Origin of the sequence: Pontibacter fetidus, assembly GCF_010119545.1 — a bacterium.
Lineage (GTDB): Bacteria > Bacteroidota > Bacteroidia > Cytophagales > Hymenobacteraceae > Pontibacter > Pontibacter fetidus.
On record NZ_JAAEAA010000024.1, the window covers coordinates 1 to 22,448 of the forward strand.

Sequence of the window (22,448 nt, forward strand, 5' to 3'; positions counted from 1 at the left end):
GGCCTTGCGGGCGACGAAAATCAGGTACCTCACGCAGACAGGCTAGTAAACTTACTTCACTATTTTGCATCTGCTCCCCCTTTCCTAAACATATTAGTTTACGAAAAATAGAACTTAACGGCCCTGCTCTTGAGAGGGGGAGGGGTGTGTTTAATCATTCCCGAAAACAGAAGCGCCGGCACTTTATAGTTGCCGGCGCTTCTGTTTTATAGTTGACTTTAAGTGTTGCCCTCGCTCGCGTCCCGCGAGCGAGGGCAGACCTGTACTTAAAACTTAATCCCAAACTTTTTACCCAGCTTCTCCAGATCTTCCGCAACAGGTTGTAGTAACGGAATCCCCTCTTTCAGGCGGATGTCGGTCATTTCTCGTTCCGGGTCGCCAGGGATCAAAACCGCTTTTTCGCCTTTCTTGGTTTTAGCTGCTCTGAAGGTTTCTATCCAGCGGTCCATGTTCTCTTTAAATTCATCTGCCGGCCTGAAGGCATCGATGCGCATGGCTCCTAAAAAGTGACCAATTCCTTTCCCAACCGGATCAGCAGGCGGATTCAGGAATGCTACAAAAGGTGGCACCCACGGGCCATAATTGGCACCCGAAAGTACAGCCGAAAAAATATCAACTATAGCTGCCAGTGCATAGCCTTTATGACTGCCATGTACCAAATCAGAACCAAGTGGGAGCAGGGCGCCACCGTCTTTCAGTTCATTGGCATTATCTGTATCATCGCCTTCTGCGGTTTGTATCCAGCCTACCGGGGCTTTCTTCTCTTTGCGTTGTAAAATTTCAAGCTTACCATTTGCGGCAGATGCGGTGGCAAAGTCGGCTACAAACGGTGGCTGCTTTTTGGTTGGAACAGCAACAGCAATAGGATTAGTGCCCAGCATGCGGTCTATAGAGTGAGTCGGGGCAACCAGTGGGCTTGCATTGGTCATGGCCATACCGATCATATCAGAACTCAACGCTTCCATGGCATGATACCCGGCAATACCGAAGTGGTTTGAGTTTCGCACCGATACCCAGCCTGTACCTACTTTTTCCGCTTTTTCGATGGCAATATCCATGGCTTTTGGGGCAATCACCAATCCTAAACCTCCATCGCCATCTACGGTGGCCGTGCTAGGTGTTTCGTGCACAATGCGCATGTTAGGAGTCGGGTTTATTCTTCCGGCTTCCCAAAGGCGCACATAGCCACTCAGTCTGGCAACGCCATGCGAATCGACACCACGCAGGTCGGCTTCCAGTAAGACTTCGGCGGCTAACTTGGCATCTTTAGGCGGGCACCCGATGGCTAAAAATATTTCCTGAGTAAAATCAAATAAGTGTCGGTAGGTATACATGTATTCTGAATTGCGGTATTAAGGGCGGCAAATTACTAAATTCTGTTACTAATCGCTTCATTAATACCGGCTTTATCCTTGTTCCGGTAAAAGCTATAGTTCTGTAAATCGCTGTAAATATGTACTTTTTTATATACTTTAGAGCCTGAATAAGTTTGTGGAACAGATTTTGTCTGTGCCAGCTTAGGCAAATTATATTTTTACTATGATACGAGCTATACTTTCCGCTTTTATGCTGCTGGCCGCTTTTGTAGCACAGGCCCAGACCAAACTTATTTTCGATCAGACTACCCCGGAAGCTTACCTCATAAAGTATAGCACCACTGGTAACAGCAGCCAGACACACATCAATACTATACTTAACCTGCTCCGCGATGGTGATGTGCGTAAAGGTGGTGGCCGCCCGACACGTAACCCTGAATTCACCGTTAAAATGGAGCAGCAAGCCCGTATTGCTGATACCGGTAATGCACTGCAGTTAACAGTAAAACTCAGCAAAATCGGGGTTGGTAGCGACGTTACTTACAAAGGCTTTGGCGTGGAAGATGTACTACTGCCTGAGAAACTGAATGCAAAGATCAAACTGCTGGATGCGAAGAAGAAAGAACTGCAGGCATTTAACCTGACCAATATCTCTTTTAATAAAGAAGGTGTGGTGGTGCTTGATGTAACGATGCCTGATACCACTACAGCTAACCAGAACTATAGTTTGGTGGTAGAGCCAAAAGAGCTGATCTATACTTCAGAAAGTGTAAACAGCTTTAAAAGACACCAGGAGCTGGTGCAGAGCTACTACACTGCCGAAGCAACTATCAGCCGCGCCTTGCAGGATATAAACCGTATTCAGCCGGAAGATGTGGACCGCATCAGCCTGCACGACCGCAACTTGGAGCAGATGGAGGACATGTACGAGCGCATTAAGGATGAGAACTATAAAGATAAACTCAACCTGCGCCAGTACGATCCACAGCACCTGACAGATAAAATGGCCGACCTGAACCGCCTGATGAAGGAACGCCGCCGTGCTGTAGATTATGCCCTGAGCACCATGGATCTGCAGTTCTTTAACAAAGGTATGAGCCTTGTAACTTCGGGGCAGGGAAATGTAGCGCAGGGTTATTTTATAAAGTCTCTGGAAGTGAACCCGAAGTTTGCGCCGTCGCACCTGCAGCTTGCCCGCCTTGATTTTGTGAACGGTTACCTGAACGAAGCCACAGCCCGTACCCTTAGTGTGCTGACTGGAATGCGTATTGATCCGGAAACACGCCAGATGGCACAGGTATTGGCTTATGATATTTATACATCACACATAAACCGTGGCCATAGTTTAGTTAATAATAGAGACTATAATGCTGCTCTGCAGGCCTTTGGCACTGCCCGCGAAATGTGCGATAAAGTTGGCGGATTAGATTGTAATCTGCCAGCCCTGCGCGAAGGTGAAGGCCGTGCCGCAACCGGTATGTACCACAACATAGTAGCAGAAGGCAAGCGCGAATTTAGCCGCAACAACATTGCTCAGGCAGATAAGTTAGCCGAAGAAGCCCTGCGTTTCCAGAGCGATTACAGGGATGTGATGCCGCAGCCAACCGAAGCCATTGACTTACAGAACCAGGTAAAATACACCTATTATGTAGAGCACATCGATAAAGGAAAAAGCTACCTGAACAGTAAGAACTATAGTGCAGCCCTCAGTCAGTTTGATGCTGCACTGGAACTACAGGATAGGTATACTTTTAAGAAAGTAAACGAACTTGGTACCCTTGTACAGAAAGCTGCTAAACCGGTATTGCTGGCCGAGCTACAGACCGGCTACCAGCAAGCCATGAATAACCAGTTAACCGATGCGCGCGCGCTGGCCTCTAAAGCAATTGCTATGCTGGGACGTTATGGTTTGGCTCAGGATAAAGAGGTGCTGGGCAAGTATAACCTGCTCCGCGACCGTATTGTAACCCAGGAATGCCAGAATGCTCAAACTGCCTACGACGCAGAAGTGCAGAAAGCAAAAGAACTGGCCCGTAACAAACAATTCCTGGCTGCCGATAAAGCTTACCTGGCTGCCTTAAAAGTTGCTGGAGATAATACTGTCTGCCAGTTAGCGGACTTTACAGCCAAAGACGGACGTGAAGCTATACTGCCAGCAGTTAGATACCAGCAAATGCTCGAAGATATAAACCGTTTTGTGGCCAGTAGTCGCTACACCGAAGCTCTGCAAACCTACAACCAGGCAGAAAAGCATTATAAGGCCTACGAAGTAAACCGTTTCGGCCTGGACTATATCTTGCTGTACAACTATGCCAAGGAAACAACCAAGCTGCCATTTACTGCTGAAGTAGTACAGTACTATGCCAGCCAGGGCGAAGAAGAAATTGCCATTAACCTGCTAACTATACTTTTGCAGAAAGATTATAAAAACCGTAAAACGAAGCGTGTACAGGAGCAACTTGGCAAGCAGCTGGCGTCGCAGGATGTGCAGTTGGGTTTAAAAGACGATGCAGAAGCTTTAGCCATGAAGCACACCAATAACAACCGCGATCTGAAAAAGCTGAGAAAGGCGTACGAAAAGGAAAGAAAGCGTTTAGCAAAAGCTTAAAAGCAAAAAGGCAGGAGAATATCCTGCCTTTTTTGTTGCATCTAGCTTCTTCAATGTCATTCTGAGCATTAGCTTAGGAAAATTCTATGTTATATAGCTTCTCTTTGTCATTTTGAACAAAGTGAGAAATCTATCTCGGATTATAGTTTGATACTCTACACTTCGAACTAAGTCTTTTCTTCTATAGTTACTTCTCATCCTGGGAGCTCTACTAGCCTATAGTCATATAGTTGACTTTGGTGCCCTCACGGCCGGGAGGCCCCGTCTTGGGGGTAGGGGCCCTCGATAAGGGCGTCGCACTGCTGCTTTCTTGCTACCCTCGTGCCTCGGGTTGCCTGACGCCACCGCAATAAATCAAAGGCGCTCAACCCAAAGACTGCGATCTGTTCGATAGCTGCAACTATAGTTTACTTGAGAAACTATAGTTGCATCGCTTTATCGTGGTTGTAGTTCCTTAGGGACAGGTCGAGACCTGTCCTGTGTGTGGTCTGTAACTATAGCTAATTCAGATTTCTCCCGCTGGTCGAAATGACAGTTGGGCAAGAAGTAGCAGAAAGTCCCCCTTCGTAGGGACAGGTCACGACCTGTCCGCTCGGCAGGCTGTAACTATAGAACTATAACTCAAACTATAGCAGTGGCAGAAACTGTCCTCTTGTGAGCAAGGCCATTTCATTCTCTGATTCGCCCTCGCTCGCGTCCCGCGAGTGTAAGCTACCAGCGGACTCTGGCCGCTTTAACCTGTGCCTGCGGCACAAGTAGCGGGACGCCACTATGTAACTCTAACTCACTCTCGCGGGACGCGAGGGCTTTAAAGAGGTTGTATTTAATAGGATCGGCTCTGCCCTTGAGGAGACTATAGGGGTGTCAAAACAGTAACTATAAAACAATACCCTTAACTATAGCAACAACAGAATTCCCCTCCCTGGAGGGGCAGGGGTGGGTTAAATCAGAAACTATAGCTTTTAGCCAGACGCTCGTAGGAGCTGCGCACGCTACGAGGTCTTAAATCCTGTTAATCCCTAAATCCTGAAAATCCTGATTCAGACAACTTACTTCGCCAGCATTTGCTGCAGCACACCTTCCTTCAGCGCATACGACGATACCCGAATCTCCTGCAGCTTATAGTTTTCCAGCACAAAATCTACCAGTATAGTTGCCAGCACGATCATGTCCACGCGCATTTCTAACATACCGGGAATCGCTAATCGCTCGTCGTGGGTTTTGCGCAACAACTCTTTATAGATACTATAGAAATCCTCCATCACCAGTTCTGAAGCCGGTGGTATAGTTTGCTGGCGTGAGGTGTCACCTTTACGAAGTGCATCAATATCACAAAGGGTATCGAAGGTGCCGGATGAGCCTACGAGTATAGTTGGTTTATAGGTAGCTACAGCTTCAGTAAGTGGTTGTAGTTTTTCGGCCAGGTAAGCTTTTTCGGCGGCTATACTTTCTGCTGGTATCGGGTCTGCGGAGAAGAACTGGTCCATCAGGCGTTGGGCTCCGATCTCGAAGCTGCGTTTCCAGAAGATTTCCTGGTTGTTGCAAAGGAGAAACTCCACGCTGCCACCGCCAATGTCCATGAGCAGGGCAGTCTGCTCATTCAGTACACCAGCGAAGCGCACGCCGTAGTAGATCAGTTCGGCTTCGCGGGCACCGTCTATCACTTCTACCTCAATGTCGGTTTGCTTGTAGATGTCCTTCACAAAATCGTCGCCATTGGCTGCGTTGCGCACCATGCTGGTAGCCATGGCCCGCACCGTTTCAGCGCCATGTTCATCAATCACCTTCCGGAAATCTTTCAGGGTTTTCAGGGCCCGTTCGTAGGCTTCGGGTGCGATATTGCCGTTGCTGATGCCGCCCTGTCCCAAACGCACCGGTACTTTGGTTTTATACAGGTCGCGCAACTGCCCCTGCTCATTCACTTCCGTAACCAGCAAGTGAAATGTATTCGTACCCATGTCTATCAGTGCAAGGCGGTTGTTCATGGTTAGTTGTTAATTGATGATTATTGTGTAGTTCTACTATTTATTCTCTTCCTTTTGTGGATAAAAGGTATCGTGAAATTATCAGACCATTGAATACTATCAGCGAAATAAGGAAGATTCTGCTTCTTGTGCTCCAACACTATTCTTTCTTCCTCAGTAACCATCCGAATATTAAACCGGGGAATATTTCTAGCTATAAAAACAGAATCAATAAATGTGCGGACTTCTTTTAACTTGATCGAATCCTGAAAGCTAGCTAAAACTATAGCTTGTTGATTATTTAAGTTAGGAAGGGTATCTGTAAAGTAACTTTGTATTTCGTCTTTAGATAGCAGTTTAAAATCTTCAGGAGTAAGATATAAGAAATCAGGTTTCGTAAAGTCTACACCTGTTCCACAAAACAACATAAACTTTTTCCTATGAAGAAAAACTTGTTCCGACTTATTATCAACTATAAAATTATAATCTGTGTAAAAAACCTTAGGAGGTGGCGGAATACTACTCCCTACCCATTGTGCCTTAAGAGTAGAGTCTATCTTAGACACAACATAAGGAGGGGTCTCTTTCGTCTGTATAGAATCTGGTTTACTACAGGCAATACAGCTAAATAGCATAAGCAGGGACGGTACTGTTTTCATAAGTAGTGTCTGCTTTATAGTTATTGACAAGATATCTTTTTGTTTCTCTAACGAGTTCTGTTAATATATTACAGCTCTTCTAATTGAAGAGAAACCCAACCTAGAGAAAACATCAAAATATAAAACACGATAACTGCTATGAGTATTACAATGGAAAGATAACTTAAGTATGCTATAGGCTTTAAAAAAGGGTTTAACGACTTAAATAGCTCATTGTATAGTACTGTTCTCTTTATAAAAATGTGAGCCCAAACTATCATTCCTACACCTCCTAAAAATCCACCCAACATGCTAATCATCATTCCAAGAGAAATGCCTCCGCTAAGTATTATCATGAAGAGTAGATTTAAAGCTATTTGCTATTAATTTATTTATCATTTCGAATTTAAAGATTAATCCGATTATTTAACATATTCAGATTACTTACTATTTTCAGAATGAAATTTTAAATAACTATTAACCTCTACCTCCCCACCGAAGTAAACCTAAAGAAAGTACCCAACGGCAGTTTGCGCTCACCTTTATCATGCAGGTATAGTTCGCCGAGCTCTTCGTTCTTCACCATGTCGCCAAACGTACCGCGCATCAGGTTATCGAGCACCATTGCCGAAAAGCCCATCGAGTACAGGTTTATCAGCAGGAAATAATCGGTGCCGTCCAGCATTTCGCGGCAAAGCTTTATCATCTCGTTCAGTTCGTCTTCCAGTTGCCATTTTTCGCCGTTCGGGCCGCGGCCGTAGCTTGGTGGGTCCAGAATGATGCCGTTATACTTGTTGCCACGTTTCACTTCGCGGCGGGCATACTTCATGGCGTCTTCCACAATCCAGCGCACGTTGTCCAGGTTGCTGGCTTCCATGTTGTCGCGGGCCCAGAAGTTAACCTGCTTTATAGAGTCCAGGTGGGTTACGTCGGCGCCGGCAGCTTTGGCAGCTAAGGTGGCAGCTCCGGTGTAAGCAAACATGTTCAGCACTTTTGGCTGTGAGGTTTTAAGTTTGCGAGTGGTGTCGTAAATAAACTTCCAGTTAGCGTCCTGCTCCGGAAACAATCCCACATGCTTAAACGACGATAAGCCCAGACGAAAACGCAGCTTCAGGTCGTTGTATTTATAGTTGATAAACCACTGCTCAGGCATTCCTTTCTTCAGTTTCCACTGGCCTTTTTCCTGGCTGCCTTTGTCACGGGTAAAAACGGCATTGGCCAGGCGCTGCCACTCCTGCTCGGGCAGGTGCTTGTCCCAGATGGCTTGTGGCTCGGGGCGGGCTACATAATACTGGCCAAAACGCTCCAGTTTCTCAAAGTTGCCACTATCCACTAATTCGTAATCAGCCCAGTTTTCTGTTGTAAGAAAGGAATACATATCTTTGTTGTTTATTTCAGGCGCAGTGCCTATAAGGTGGTAAAATTACGCATTATCTGCCACACCTTAAAAGGGCACGAACCTGCAGTTTTAATTGTTTCAGATACATGGCAATCAGTTTTTATAAATACCAGGGCACCGGCAACGATTTCGTGATGATCGATAACCGGAAAATGACCTTCCCGGGCGAGAACGAAGCGTTGGTAAAACACCTTTGCGACCGCCGCGTGGGCATTGGTGCTGATGGACTAATATTACTACAAGACCACCCGGACTATGATTTCGAGATGGTATACTACAACGCCGATGGCCGTGTAGGTTCTATGTGCGGAAACGGTGGGCGCTGCACCGTACGTTTTGCCCGCCATTTGGGTGTGATAGAAGACGTAGCCTGTTTTTTAGCGGCCGACGGTGAGCACCAGGCAAGTATAGAGCGCGACCTGATTCAGCTCAAAATGAACGACGTGCAGGGCGTGGAGCATATTGGTAAAGATTATTACCTGAACACCGGCTCGCCACACTACATTCGGTTTGTGGATGATGTGCAAACTATAGATGTGTTTGAAGAAGGCCGCGCCATACGATATAACGATCGCTTTGCAGCAGTTGGCACCAATGTAAACTTTGTACAGAAGACAGGCGAGAACGAAATTTTTGTGCGCACTTACGAGCGTGGCGTAGAAGACGAGACCCTGTCGTGCGGAACAGGCGTAACAGCAGCTGCATTAGTGGCAGGCCTGGAAGGCATGCAAAGTCCGGTAAAAGTAAAGGTATTGGGCGGCGAACTGGAAGTAGCTTTTGAAAGATCCGGCAACGATGGCTTTAAATACATCTACCTGATCGGGCCAGCCAGGCAGGTATTTACCGGTACAGTTACGGTTTAAGCTATAGTTTCTCAGCAATCGTAAATCATCCCCCTACCCCCTTCAAAGGGCAGGGCCGTTAAGTTCTGCCGAGAACTATCCCCTTGAGGGGATTATAAGGGTGTTATTCAGGGCCAAAATGCCAATTGTTAGCCAGTTTTAAATTCACCCGCTAATGCAAACACCCCTCTGCGCTCCCCTCAAGGGGAGAATTTGCTAGAACTTAACGACCCTGCCTTCAAAGGGGGCATTGATAATGTGTAATTCAAAATTGACTAAAAGTTCATTGTTATTCTGTTAAGAAACTTAGTGGAAGGGAGGTTAAACCTATGCTACTGGCTTCCAAGATCCTTTCAGGATGACAAAAGGATAAAAGTCCCCTTTGAAAGGGCAGGGGAATGACAACTTTGGAGATCAAACTAAACAAAAGCCCATTTCCCCTCTCGGGAGGGGTAAGGGTTGGTTAACTACAGAAGGCCAAACTATAGCAAAAGACTCTCAGTAACTATAAATTATTTGGAGTCTTTTCTTTTTTATGTAGCTTGTACTATAGACCAAACTATAGCCCCGTGTTCCTGAAAACAGACCAAACTTATTTGCGTGCCCTCGAGCCTACCGACCTGGATTTCCTGTATTCCTTAGAGAACGATACCACCGTGTGGCATGTGGGCAATACGCTTACACCATACTCTAAATTTGTGCTGGAGCAATACCTCGAAAATGCTGCACTGGATATTTACACAGTAAAGCAACTCCGCTTAATAATCTGCAACGCTGAAGCACAAACTATAGGCGCCATCGACCTCTATGATTTTGATCCGTTGCACCGTCGGGCAGGTATAGGTATTGTTGTCACGGAAGAACACCGTGGTAACGGCCATGCTGCCGATGCGCTTAAGTTGCTGCTAAACTACTGCCGCGACACGCTCCGGCTCCACCAGGTGTACTGCTCGGTTACGGCTACCAACCTGCCAAGTATAAATCTATTCACTAAAACCGGTTTTGAGCAGGTAGGCATTCGCAAGGAGTGGTTTCTTACGCCCGATGGCTGGGAGAACGTAGTTGAAATGCAGCGTATTTTTCACAACAACCAGGGAATGTAACGTGTTATTTCGGAAAGCTATAGTTGCAGATATACCCGGCATGTCGCGGGTACGGATGGCAGTGAAGGAGAATGTTCTTTCTAATCCGGATCGGGTAACCGCTGATGATTACTGGGAGATGCTGGAAAACAAGGGAGCAGGCTGGGTTTGTGAAATAGCCCAAACTATAGTTGGCTTTGCTATAGTTGACTTATCAGATGCAAATATCTGGGCGCTGTTTGTTGACCCTGACCATGACAAAAAAGGCATAGGCCGGAAACTGCACGATCTGATGCTGACCTATAGCTTTGAACTGGAAATAAGTAAACTATGGTTCTCTACTGGACCCGGAACCAGGGCAGAAACATTTTACCGCAAAGCAAGCTGGCAGCAAACCGGTATCACACAAAGCGGCGAGATCAGGTTCGAAATGGAAAGGACAACGTATAAAACTATAGTTGCAGCACATCAGCAATCAACTAGTTAGCCACCTAACGCCCTTACCTACCCGTTCTGTCAGTGTAAATTGGCCTTTTCAACTATAAATTGTAGATATCCTATACTATATCGGTAAATATGGCAGATAACCTATGTGGCAATTAATGTGGTATTGTTTTAGTATAGAACGTAAAATATGTCAGAAAAACACCTTACTTTTGACGATATTGCAAACAGAAGATTTCATTTAAGAACAACCGACACAGATGTTTGATTTTTTCGGTAAAACCGTTGCGAAACTATTCGGAACCAAGTCCGACAGAGATATAAAAGAGGTACTACCTTACGTATCTAAAATAAACGAAGAGTACGCTAAATTAAAGGGTATTTCAGATGACCAGTTGCGTCAGAAAACCTTTGAAATTAAAGGCATCATAAATGAGCGCCTGAAGCCTATTGATGAGAAAATTGCTGCTCTGCATAAACGTGTAGCCGATGAGCCGGAACTGAACATCGTACAAAAAGAGGCTATTTTCTCTGAGATTGATGAGTTAGAGAAGCAACGCAACAAAGACCTGGAAGTAGTGCTGATGGAAGTGCTACCTGTTGGTTTTGCTATAGTTAAAGAAACAGCCCGCCGCTGGAAAGAGAACGGCCAGTTAGTGGTAACTGCTACCGACATGGACCGCGCCCTGGCTGCCCGCAAACCAAACGTGCAACTGGATGGCGACAAAGCTACCTGGGCGAACAAATGGGAAGCTGCCGGCAACGAGATAACCTGGGAAATGCTGCATTACGATGTACAGCTGATTGGTGGTATCGTACTGCACCAGGGTAAAATTGCCGAGATGGCGACCGGTGAAGGTAAAACATTGGTAGCAACCCTGCCAGCTTACCTGAACGCACTATCCGGCCGTGGCGTTCACGTGGTAACGGTTAACGATTACCTGGCCCGTCGTGACTCGGAGTGGATGGCACCGTTATTCGAGTTCCATGGCATCACCATCGACTGTATAGACAAGCACCAGCCAAACTCTGAAGCCCGCCGCAACGCCTATAAAGCAGACATCACCTACGGTACAAACAACGAGTTCGGCTTCGATTACCTGCGCGACAACATGAGCCGCGAGCCACAGGACCTGGTACAGCGCAAGCACCATTACGCCATGGTCGATGAGGTTGACTCGGTATTGATAGATGATGCCCGTACGCCATTGATCATTTCGGGTCCTGTGCCACGCGGTGATGAGCACGAATTCCATATCCTGAAGCCGCGCATCTCGATGCTGGTTGAAGCACAGCGCAAGGTGGTTTCTAACTTCCTGACAGATGCAAAGCGTATGCTGAAGGAAGGAAACGATAAAGAAGGTGGCCTGGCCCTTTTCAGAGCATACCGTGGCTTACCTAAGAGCAAGCCGCTTATCAAGTTCCTGAGCGAGACCGGTAACCGTGCCATCATGCAGAAAGTGGAGAACCATTACCTGCAGGACAACTCGCGCCAGATGCCGGAAGCCGATGAGCCGCTATACTTTACGATTGATGAGAAGCATAACCAAATAGAACTGACCGAAAAAGGCATTGACCTTATCACAGGCCAGGGCGAAGATCCGAACTTCTTCATCATGCCGGATATCGGTACCGAAATCGCTAACCTGGAGAATGACAAGTCGCTTTCGCATGATGAGCTGCTGCATGCAAAAGAGCACCTGATCGCAGACTTCCAGGAGAAATCAAAGCGTATCCATACGATAAACCAGTTACTGAAGGCATACACGCTGTTCGAGAAAGACACCGAGTATATCGTAACGCCGGATAACAAGGTAAAAATTGTAGATGAGCAGACAGGTCGTGTGATGGAAGGTCGTCGTTACTCAGATGGTTTACACCAGGCCATTGAGGCGAAAGAGAACGTGAAGGTAGAAGATGCCACACAGACTTACGCTACGGTTACGCTGCAGAACTACTTCCGTATGTACCACAAACTGTCTGGTATGACGGGTACTGCCGAAACAGAAGCAGGCGAGTTCTGGGACATCTACAAACTGGACGTGGTAGTTATTCCTACCAACCGCCCTATCCAACGAAAAGACGAGCACGACAAAGTATACAAAACTGTTCGTGAGAAATATAATGCCGTTGCCGACGAGATTGTACAGCTGACGGAAGCTGGTCGTCCGGTGCTGGTGGGTACTACTTCAGTAGAGATTTCGGAGTTACTGAGCCGTATGCTGACGCTGCGCAAAATAAAGCACCAGGTACTGAACGCGAAACTACACCAGAAAGAAGCTGAAATTGTAGCCGAAGCTGGTAAGCCGAGCACGGTAACTATAGCTACCAACATGGCCGGCCGTGGTACCGACATTAAGCTTACCCCGGAATCTAAAGCAGCCGGTGGTCTGGCCATTATTGGTACAGAGCGCCACGAGTCGCGCCGCGTAGACCGCCAGTTGCGTGGTCGTGCCGGTCGCCAGGGTGACCCGGGTTCTTCGCAGTTCTTTGTATCGCTGGAAGATAACCTGATGCGTTTGTTCGGTTCAGACAGAATTGCCCGCCTGATGGACCGTATGGGTCTGGAAGAAGGTGAAGTTATTCAACACTCAATGATCACGAACTCTATTGAGCGTGCGCAGAAGAAAGTAGAAGAAAACAACTTCGGACAGCGTAAGCGTTTGCTGGAGTATGATGACGTAATGAACGCACAGCGTGAAGTGGTGTACAAGCGCCGCAGAAACGCCCTTTACGGCGAGCGCCTGGAGCTGGATATCTGGAACATGATCTATGATATAAGCGAGGATGTTATCGTGAGCTACAAGAACATCAACGACTACGAAAACTTCCAGCTGCACGTGCTGCGCGTGTTTGGTATCGAAGCTTCTATTACCGAAGATGAGTTTAAGACGGTGCCGGCTAACCAGTTAGTGGAGCGCCTGTATAACGAGGCCCTGAACCATTACCTGACACGCAACAAGCAGATCGCAGAGCATGCCTACCCGATCATCGCCGATATTCACGCGAACCGTGGGCCGATGATCGAGAACGTGGCGGTGCCGTTTACAGATGGCAAGCGCCAACTGGCTGCCGTGGCTAACCTGACTAAAACGTATGAATCGCATGGCCTAGAACTGATCCGCGCCATGGAGAAGATCATTACGCTGGGAACGATAGACCAGGCCTGGACGGAACACCTGCGCCAGATGGATGACCTGAAGCAAAGTGTGCAGAATGCGGTGTACGAGCAGAAAGACCCGCTGTTGATCTACAAGTTTGAGTCGTTTGAGCTGTTTAAGCGCATGATCGGAAAAGTGAACGAAGAAACAATTGCGTTCCTGTTCCATGCCTTTATACCGGTGCAGGCGCCAGACCAGGTGCGTGAGCCGCGTCCGCAGCCTGCTCCTAAAGCCCCTGTGCTGAAAGAGCAGAAGCAGGAAGTGCATTCATCGCTGGAAGATCAGCGTGGCCATACTTCGGCCCCAGCTCCGGAACCGGAAAAAATAATGCCGGCCCACTCACAGAAAGTAGCTGGTCGCAACGACCGTGTTAGCGTACAATATACCGATGGCCGTGTAGTGAAGGACGTAAAGTATAAAACTGTAGAAGACGACCTGCTGCACAACCGCTGTGTACTGATTGAAGAATAAAATAACCGCAGCCACTAACTAAACTTAGTGGCTGCTTTATGTTTACATCATCCCGAAAGTATAAAAGAGCAGTCTTTTTTACTTTCATTTAATACTTGGAATTATGGCAAGAGATCTTGCGTCTTACATAGACCATACTATACTTAAACCCGACGCTACCGAAGCGCAGGTACTACAGATTTGCGACGAAGCCCGCGAGTATAATTTTGCAGCCGTATGTGTGCCACCTTGCTATGTACAAGTTTCGAAAGAACGATTAGCGGGCACAGATGTAAATGTGGCTACCGTAGTTGGCTTTCCGTTAGGCTATAATCATCCTAAAGTAAAGTTCCTGGAAACCCACCAGGCCATTGCCGACGGCGCTAACGAGATAGATGTGGTGATCAATGTTTCGGCTTTCAAATCTGGCAAGTATAGCGACGTTGAGAATGAACTGAGCGAACTGGCTAAATTCTGTCATCTGAAAGAGGCCGTGTTGAAGGTGATTATCGAGACAGCTTTGCTTACGGATGACGAAATTGTGAAAGCCTGTGAGCTTTGTGCCAACGCCGGTGTAGATTATGTGAAAACTTCGACAGGATTTGCTTCGGGTGGTGCTAAAGTAGAGCACATTGAACTGATGCGCCGTGTATTGCCATCTCATATTAAAATAAAGGCATCAGGCGGTATCAGAACATTCGAAGATGCGCAGGCGTTAGTGAAGGCAGGCGCCGACAGGTTAGGTTGCTCAGCAAGTATTCAAATTGTTACCCATGAACAAAATCATTAGTCTTTTACTTTCGCTAACTATAGTTATTACATCAGGCTGCGCATCTTCATCGGCTAGCTCTACCGACAAAACGGTTAAGTCGGGCGGTAAAGATAAGGTAGTGGAAGACCTGAGCGTTTACCGGCCAAAGTATAGCACCTCGGAAGAAACCACAACTACAGCCCGTATAGAGCCTAAAAATCATGTAAATGATAAAGTGGCCATGCTGATGGACACGGTTGCCAGCGTGAACAAGAACATTAAGTATGCCCAGGGTTACCGCATTCTGGCGTATAATGGCTCTGAAAGACAAACTGTTATGAACCTGCGCAAATCCATAGCCAGGCGCGTACCGGAGGTGAAAGATTACCTGACCTATAATCAACCAAACTTCAGGTTAAAAGTAGGCGATTTCTTTAACAGGGTAGAAGCGCAGCAGGTACTTAACCAACTCTCGGACCTGATACCGAATGCCCAGATCGTGCAGGATCAGATCAACATTAAGTAACAGCTACCATAACAAAGTATAAATAAAACGTTGCAGCCACACAGGTTCGCAACGTTTTTTATTTTTGCTACCTTTAGTTGGGAAAAGGAGTGTTAAGTTATGGCGCGAGCGTCAACGCTCGTGTCGAACTATAGTGGGGCCTCTGGCCCAGCGAGTATGGAGACTCGCACACACCCTGCGTCACGAGTCTAGAGCCAGCAAAATAATTAAAGAAGATAAATTCCCCTCTCGGGAGGGGTAGGTTTATACTTTCCCCGACATAGATAGAACAAATGAATACAGCAGATAAAATAAAACAACTGGCAAAAGCCTATGCGCCCGATACGGTGCAGGTGCGCCGCCATATACATGCCAACCCGGAGCTTAGTTTTGAAGAGTATAACACCGCAGCCTATGTAAAGCAGACCTTGGAGCGCTATGGCATTGCTGCTGAAAGTATGGCAGAAACCGGTTTGGTGGCATTGATTAAAGGACGTAATCCTGAAAAGAAAACCATAGCCCTACGCGCTGATTTGGATGCTTTGCCGATTGTGGAAGCCAGTGAAGTAGACTATAGATCGAAAAACGAAGGTGTGATGCATGCCTGCGGACACGATGTGCATACGGCTTCGTTGCTAGGTGCTGCGCGTATTTTACAGGAAATGCGCAATACGTTTGAGGGAACTATAAAACTGGTTTTTCAGCCAGGTGAGGAGAAGTTTCCGGGTGGGGCCTCTATTATGATTAAAGAAGGTGTGCTGCAGAACCCAGCCCCGGAAGGGATCATTGGCCAGCATGTGTTTCCGTTGTTAGCGGCTGGTAAAGTGGGATTTAAATCCGGTATGTACATGGCCAGTGCCGATGAGATTTATATAACTGTGAAAGGCAAAGGCGGCCACGCCGCTTTACCGGAAATGAACATTGACCCGGTACTTATTTCAGCGCATCTTATAGTTGCATTGCAGCAGATCGTAAGTCGCTATGCCAGCCCAAAAATTCCAACGGTGTTATCATTCGGTAAAATAGAAGCCAAAGGAGCTACTAACGTTATTCCTAACGAGGTGAAGATTGAAGGCACTTTCCGGACGATGAACGAGGCCTGGCGCCGCGAAGCACACCAGAAGATAAAGAAACTGGCCGGAAGCCTTTGCGAAAGTATGGGTGGCAGCTGCGACATCGATATTAAGAACGGGTATCCCTTCCTGCAGAATGACCCGGAACTGACCGGCAGAGCACGCACAGCCGCGGAGTTATACTTAGGTACTGATAATGTAGTGGACCTGGACCTGTGGATGGGTGCTGAGGATTTTGCTTATTACTCGCAGGAGGTGCCCGCCTGTTTTTACCGCCTGGGCACCCGAAACGAAGCGCGCGGCATCATATCTGGTGTGCATACGCCAACTTTCGATATCGACGAAGCTGCCCTGGAAACAAGTATAGGTTTGATGGCGTTTATAGCCCTTCAGGAAATGAACGCTTAAACTATACCTATGAAAAAGTTACTTGTGATCGGGATTTACATCATGCTGCTAAGTGCTTGCAGCAAAACCCAACAACCCGAAACGATAGATGTGCAGAAGGATAAACCGGTAGCAGAAACTGATAGTGTTGAAGTTACACCTGAGTCAGCGAGCAATGTTAAGGTCATAAAGCAAAACATAAAGCAACACCCTTTCTCCGATCCGGCATCCAATGACATTTTCACAGTTACGCTTGCCGGAGATTCTGTGCTGACAGCTGATGTAACGTTTGAGATCAAAAATAGCGAAGGGCAACTGCTCCATTTCGAAACATTTAAGGCAGACTTCCTGCTAAACTATGGTGTACCGGAAAATGCTACCAAAGCCCAGATGGAGGCTTTTATTCTTAACCGGATTGATACTTTTTTTGCTGATGATAACTTTAAGTCTCCGGCAATAACAGCGGATATGACCTATGACACGAATTTTGGCGATAAAGCTATATGGGACGATATTAAAGGCGATAAAACCGCGATAGGATTTTATTACCTGCTAGGCAAAGAAGACGGCCGCTGGATCGCTTACTCAAAATCGCAGAAAAAAGTAGTGCTGTACTTTAACTGTTGCTAACAACTACCCATGAAAAGACTATACTTCCTGTTGCTGCTTTTGCTTCCGGTAAGCCTGCTGGCGCAAAGCAAAATATCATCCCCAACGGCACTATGGCCGGAACTGCAGCTGAGCACAACTATCGGCGAAGATGGTATTCTTTTCATCCGTAACCAGTACCGTATCAACACCGACAGCCGCTACAACGACCTTAAACAAGCTGGCGTACTGAGCAATTTTGAGCGCATCGAGTTTAGCGTTGGCTACGAACATACGCTATCAGAGCACTGGCGTGGGGGCGGTATTTTCCGATATGCTGCCGAAAATTTTCCGTCGAGCCAGTTCTATAGTTTGTTTTTGCGCCACAACGGAAATCTTAAAAGCCTGTACTTTAATAAGCAGCTACTGTTTGAGTATGTAAACCAGGAAGAGATGGATGCTTTTGGCAATTTCCGGTTGTCGGCAGAACTTGGCAAGCGCTTACCTCTGAAAAATAAATTTATCACGCCAAGCTTAAGTTACGAGGCGCTGTTGTTATCAGAGTTTAACAAAGACGAAGACGATACCGACGAAAAAAGAACAGTTGACCGTACCCGCCTGCGCCTGAGCCTGAACTATGAAGTAACCGACAGGTTTAGAATTAACCCATATTTTATGCGCCAGACAGACCGCTATTACGTGCAGGTGCCACCCGAATATGATGAAGACGGACAGTTACTGAAGGACGGCTATACGACCAAACGCAATAACATTACACCTATAGTTGGCCTGGAGCTTAAGTATAGTTTTGGCGCTACCCCCGAAACTGCCAGTATTACGTACTAGTTTAACGCTAACTGCAAAACCGTCAGTTAGTTAACTGCCTTTGTTAGTCTAAAAATGACAATATTTCAGGATTATGAATAATAATTCTGTTGGCATATTTTTTATAGTTCTATAGTTGTAATTAAAATTATGAACTATAAAAAGGAGGTAACTATGGCACTTAACAGGTATACAGGCATGGAAACCAACATGCCACAGTCATTCAGTTCAATGTTAGACAGATTCTTTAATGAGTCAGTCAATTCAAAGGGTTTAAGTTCTTTTACACCACACGTTGATGCCTGCGAAACAGCAAACAGCTACGAGATTGAAGTAGCTTTACCAGGTATCAAAAAAGAAGACATCAACATCGATTTTCAGGAAGGCAGATTATCTATAAGCGGGGAGCGTAAATTTGAGAGAAGCGAAGGCGATGGCAAGCGCTACCAAATGCTGGAGACACAGTACGGTACTTTTAACCGCAGCTTCTACCTGCCAGATAATGTAAACCCTGACAAAATAAAAGCCCGCATGGAAAATGGCATGTTGCTGGTAACTGTTCCGAAGGATGAGCAGAAGACCATGAAGCGCCAGATCAGTATTACATCTGAGGCGGAAGAGCAGCAAACTAAAACTATAAAACAGAAACAGGCCAAAACTGCAGATAATGGTAAAGCAGTAGAAGCCTAACCAAACAACAAACAAAAAAGAGGCTGAAATTTTTGGCCTCTTTTTTGTTTGTTTATACCTTAGAAATGGCGCGTTCGCCATCCGGTATCATACTACCGTATACAAGTATAGCGTTATAGTTTTAAATATAGCCAATACAATATATTAACCTAAAAAACCTTATTCAGTACATGAAGACGAAACAGTTTATCGTTGGCCTCACGCTTTCAGCCTTATTGGGTGGCGGTGTTGCGGTAGGTAGCTATAAGCTGCTGGAAGACGACAATCAAGCAAACACCAGCCAGGAAGAGGTGCAGTACCCGAAAGTGCGCTACACCAGCGAAATGCGCAGCAGCACCAATGCAGTACCCGAAGGCCTGAATTTTATTAAAGCAGCACAGGTATCTACCCCGGCTGTAGTACACGTTATGACGGAGTATAGCGTCCGTTCCTCAGACCGCTATAACAGCCCAATGGACCCGTTCCTGCGCGAGTTCTTTGGCGATGGTTTTGGTGAGCGCGTGCCGCAGGGACCTCAGATGGGTTCAGGCTCGGGTGTTATCATTGCCTCTAATGGCTACATCGTAACTAACAACCACGTTATCGATAGGGCAGATAAGATTGAAGTGGTAATGGACGATAAACGTAAGTTTGAAGCAACCCTGGTTGGCTCCGACCCAAACACCGACCTTGCCCTGCTGAAGATCAATGCCGATAAACTGCCAGTTATACGCTACGGAAACTCTGATGACCTGCAGGTAGGCGAATGGGTGCTTGCCGTTGGTAACCCTATGAACTTGACCTCAACGGTAACTGCCGGTATTGTAAGTGCCAAAGGCCGTAACATAAACATACTTAGCACTAACCAGCGCAGCAATGGCCAGGTTGGTGATATGACCATCGAATCGTTTATACAAACAGATGCAGCTGTAAACCCTGGTAACTCGGGAGGTGCGCTTGTAAACCTGAACGGCGACCTGGTAGGTATAAACACCGCTATTGCATCGCAGACGGGTTCTTTTGCCGGTTATTCGTTTGCAGTGCCATCGGCTATAGTTAGCAAAGTAGTTGATGACTTATTAAAGTATGGCGAAGTACAGCGTGCTTTATTGGGAGCCAACATACAGGAAATTGACGCAGCCCTTGCAAAAGAAAAAGGCCTGAAAACACTGAATGGGGTATACATTGCCCGCGTAACTGAAAAGAGTGGCGCTCAGGAAGCTGGCTTGCAGGAGGGTGATGTGATTACTTCTATTAACGATGTGGCTGTAAACAAATCGTCGCAGTTACTGGAGCAGATTGCCCGTTACCGCCCTGGCGATAAAGTGAAAGTTGCCTATCTGCGTGGTGGTAAAGAGAAAACTGCCAATGTAACGCTGAAGAACTTGAACTCTAGCACCGAGATCACGAAGCGTGCTGTAGCTAAATCCGCATCATTTGATGGAGCAACCTTTGAGCCTGTAAGCAAACAGGAAATGAACAAGCTTGGCATTGATGGTGGCGCCAAAATCTCTGGGGTGCGTAACAGCAAATTCCGTGAGACAGGTATAAAAGACGGCTTCATCATTACCAGGATAGATAAGTACAATGTAAACCAACCAGCCGATGTAGAGAAATACCTGAAGAGCTTTGAAGGTGGTGTGGTATACATCGAGGGTGTTTATCCGGATGGCCTGAAAGCTTACTACCCTATCGGGAAAGGATAAACTATAGCAGCATTTAAATAGAAAGCTTCTGCAGCCTTGCAGAAGCTTTTTTATTTTTTAGATTTGTATAACAACCGAATTTCTAACTCTTAATGCAGTGCAATGGCAGGTATAACTATAGCTCCGGAGCACTTTACAAAGTAAAAACTCATGAAACAGACCATAGACGAAATGCCACTCCGCCAGGAAATAACTGATGTGCTGCACCAGTTAGGTATAAAAGAAGTGAACCCGGCTTACAGCACCGGCCTTGAGTGGGGCGGTACAGAAGGTCGCACTACACGCGATATACTTTCGCCGGCAGATGGCAGCCTGATTGCCTCTGTAAACATGGCTACTGCAGAAGATTATGAAACTATAGTTAGCACAGCCCAGGAAGCTTTTAAAGTATGGCGCATGATGCCATCACCAAAACGAGGTGAGATAGTGCGACAGATTGGCGAGAAACTGCGTGAGCATAAAGAGGCGCTGGGCAAACTGGTAAGCTACGAGATGGGTAAAATTCTGCAGGAAGGCCTTGGCGAAGTGCAGGAAATGATCGATATCTGTGATTTTGCAGTAGGCTTATCGCGCCAGTTACACGGCTATACCATGCACTCGGAGCGTCCGCAGCACCGCATGTACGAGCAGTATCACCCACTGGGTATAGTTGGCGTTATTTCGGCGTTTAACTTTCCGGTAGCTGTATGGAGCTGGAACGCCATGCTGGCCGGCGTATGCGGTGACGTGATCATCTGGAAACCATCTGAGAAAACACCATTGACAGCAGTAGCCTGCCAGCACATTATAAGAGATGTATTAGCAGATAACGATTTGCCGGAAGGTATCTTTAATGTGATCATAGGCGATGCGGAAATAGGCAGCTTAATGGCTAACGATACCAGAATTCCGTTGATCTCGGCAACAGGCTCTACGCGCATGGGTAAAAAGGTAGGCGAGGCAGTAGGTGCCCGTTTAGGTAAATCGTTGCTGGAACTGGGTGGTAACAATGCGATTATACTGACCGAGAACGCTGACCTGGAAATGGCAATGAATGCGATCGTTTTCGGTGCGGTAGGTACCTGTGGCCAGCGCTGCACATCCACACGCCGCCTTATTATCCACGAAAATGTATACGAACAGGTAAAAGAGCGCCTGCTTAAAGTATACCCTAAACTACCAATCGGCCATCCGCTGGACAGTACCACACTGGTTGGTCCACTTATCGATAAGGATGCGGTAAAGGCTTTCCAGGGGGCTTTAAAACATGTACAGAAAGAAGGCGGCAACCTGTTAATTGGAGGTGATATACTAGAGGGTGTGGGCTACGAGACCGGTACGTATGTAACCCCGGCTATAGTTGAAGCTGAGAACCATTTCGAGATGGTGCAGGAAGAGACCTTTGCACCAATTTTATACTTGATCAAGTATAGCGGTGATGTGGAAAATGCTATAGAGCTGCAGAACGGTGTAAAACAAGGCCTTTCATCTTCCATCTTCTCAACTAACCTACTGGAGACAGAGGCTTTCTTAAGTCATTGGGGTTCTGACTGCGGTATTGCCAACGTAAACATCGGTACATCGGGTGCTGAGATTGGCGGTGCTTTTGGCGGGGAGAAAGATACAGGTGGTGGCCGCGAATCTGGTTCTGATGCCTGGAGAATTTACATGCGTCGCCAGACCAATACCATTAACTATAGCCGCGAGCTGCCATTGGCCCAGGGTATAAAGTTTGATATCATGGACTAATATTTCTGAATCAGGATTTTCAGGATCTGGAAGGATAGACAGGATTCAGAGTTGCGCAGATACACTCATATCCTGTAAATCATTTTTAATTCTGAAAATCCCGATCCTGACAAACTATAAATATAAAGCCGGTCCCGTAAAAGGGCCGGCTTTTTTGCGTCTATACCCAACTATAACCAAGCTATACTTACCAGGCGGTGCAGCTAACGGAAAAAATCAGGAAAAATTTTGCAACTTGATGCAACCCCGGGTAAATGCTTTTGTCTTTAGTGTGGAAGTAGGGAAGAAAATGATGAAAGAAAGAAAACGGCA

General features: G+C 46.6%; 17 protein-coding genes. 13 read left to right on the forward strand and 4 right to left on the reverse strand.

Annotation, left to right across the window (positions count from 1 at the left end):
• Positions 1–266 precede the first annotated feature (266 nt).
• Positions 267–1,334 (reverse strand): Ldh family oxidoreductase, encoded by a 1,068-nt coding sequence (locus GWO68_RS15385; RefSeq protein ID WP_162347360.1) that lies wholly within the window; start codon positions 1,332–1,334, stop codon positions 267–269.
• A gap of 205 nt (positions 1,335–1,539) precedes the next feature.
• Between GWO68_RS15385 and GWO68_RS15390 the strand changes: the two genes are divergently transcribed.
• The gene (locus GWO68_RS15390) at positions 1,540–3,924 is read left to right on the forward strand and encodes a hypothetical protein (RefSeq protein WP_235942093.1); all 2,385 of its coding nucleotides are present in this window, start codon (positions 1,540–1,542) and stop codon (positions 3,922–3,924) included.
• A 1,049-nt stretch (positions 3,925–4,973) separates the two neighbouring features.
• On the opposite strand, the gene GWO68_RS15395 is transcribed toward GWO68_RS15390, so the two are convergent.
• From GWO68_RS15395 to GWO68_RS15410, 3 genes are all read right to left on the reverse strand, one after another.
• Positions 4,974–5,909, reverse strand: a complete 936-nt coding sequence (locus GWO68_RS15395; RefSeq protein ID WP_162347361.1) for a Ppx/GppA phosphatase family protein — start codon at positions 5,907–5,909, stop codon at positions 4,974–4,976.
• A gap of 20 nt (positions 5,910–5,929) precedes the next feature.
• Complete coding sequence (locus GWO68_RS15400) at positions 5,930–6,547, reverse strand: hypothetical protein (protein ID WP_162347362.1); 618 nt, start codon at positions 6,545–6,547, stop codon at positions 5,930–5,932.
• Between the two features lie 463 nt (positions 6,548–7,010).
• Entirely contained in the window at positions 7,011–7,904 is an 894-nt protein-coding gene (locus GWO68_RS15410) for a class I SAM-dependent methyltransferase (RefSeq protein ID WP_162347364.1), read from the reverse strand.
• A 107-nt stretch (positions 7,905–8,011) separates the two neighbouring features.
• Here GWO68_RS15410 and dapF point away from each other — a divergent pair, with 107 nt between their 5' ends.
• The 12 genes from dapF (at position 8,012) to amaB (ending at position 22,136) form a co-directional block, all read left to right on the forward strand.
• Positions 8,012–8,788 carry a diaminopimelate epimerase gene (gene dapF, locus GWO68_RS15415; RefSeq protein WP_202923783.1) on the forward strand — a complete coding sequence of 259 codons (777 nt, stop codon included), beginning with the start codon at positions 8,012–8,014 and terminating at the stop codon, positions 8,786–8,788.
• A 548-nt stretch (positions 8,789–9,336) separates the two neighbouring features.
• Positions 9,337–9,870, forward strand: coding sequence for a GNAT family N-acetyltransferase (locus GWO68_RS15420; protein WP_162347365.1), 534 nt, complete (start codon positions 9,337–9,339; stop codon positions 9,868–9,870).
• Position 9,871: 1 nt separating this feature from the next.
• Complete coding sequence (locus tag GWO68_RS15425; protein ID WP_162347366.1) at positions 9,872–10,336, forward strand: GNAT family N-acetyltransferase; 465 nt, start codon at positions 9,872–9,874, stop codon at positions 10,334–10,336.
• A gap of 217 nt (positions 10,337–10,553) precedes the next feature.
• On the forward strand, positions 10,554–13,925 hold the full coding sequence (secA, locus tag GWO68_RS15430; protein WP_162347367.1) for a preprotein translocase subunit SecA: 3,372 nt from the start codon (positions 10,554–10,556) through the stop codon (positions 13,923–13,925).
• 103 nt (positions 13,926–14,028) lie between these two features.
• Positions 14,029–14,694, forward strand: coding sequence for a deoxyribose-phosphate aldolase (gene deoC, locus GWO68_RS15435; RefSeq protein ID WP_162347368.1), 666 nt, complete (start codon positions 14,029–14,031; stop codon positions 14,692–14,694).
• Positions 14,678–15,181 (forward strand): sporulation protein, encoded by a 504-nt coding sequence (locus GWO68_RS15440; RefSeq protein ID WP_162347369.1) that lies wholly within the window; start codon positions 14,678–14,680, stop codon positions 15,179–15,181. The genes deoC and GWO68_RS15440 overlap by 17 nt, the downstream gene beginning before the upstream one ends.
• A gap of 272 nt (positions 15,182–15,453) precedes the next feature.
• Positions 15,454–16,641, forward strand: coding sequence for a M20 metallopeptidase family protein (locus GWO68_RS15445; RefSeq protein ID WP_162347370.1), 1,188 nt, complete (start codon positions 15,454–15,456; stop codon positions 16,639–16,641).
• A gap of 9 nt (positions 16,642–16,650) precedes the next feature.
• Positions 16,651–17,250, forward strand: a complete 600-nt coding sequence (locus GWO68_RS15450) for a hypothetical protein (protein ID WP_162347371.1) — start codon at positions 16,651–16,653, stop codon at positions 17,248–17,250.
• Positions 17,251–17,259: 9 nt separating this feature from the next.
• Positions 17,260–18,054 carry a DUF2490 domain-containing protein gene (locus GWO68_RS15455; RefSeq protein ID WP_162347372.1) on the forward strand — a complete coding sequence of 265 codons (795 nt, stop codon included), beginning with the start codon at positions 17,260–17,262 and terminating at the stop codon, positions 18,052–18,054.
• A 129-nt stretch (positions 18,055–18,183) separates the two neighbouring features.
• Complete coding sequence (locus GWO68_RS15460; RefSeq protein WP_235942094.1) at positions 18,184–18,723, forward strand: Hsp20/alpha crystallin family protein; 540 nt, start codon at positions 18,184–18,186, stop codon at positions 18,721–18,723.
• A 170-nt stretch (positions 18,724–18,893) separates the two neighbouring features.
• A complete protein-coding gene (locus tag GWO68_RS15465) occupies positions 18,894–20,408 on the forward strand; it encodes a Do family serine endopeptidase (protein WP_162347373.1) in 1,515 nt (504 codons plus the stop codon).
• A 150-nt stretch (positions 20,409–20,558) separates the two neighbouring features.
• Complete coding sequence (gene amaB, locus GWO68_RS15470) at positions 20,559–22,136, forward strand: L-piperidine-6-carboxylate dehydrogenase (protein ID WP_162347374.1); 1,578 nt, start codon at positions 20,559–20,561, stop codon at positions 22,134–22,136.
• Positions 22,137–22,448 lie beyond the last annotated feature (312 nt).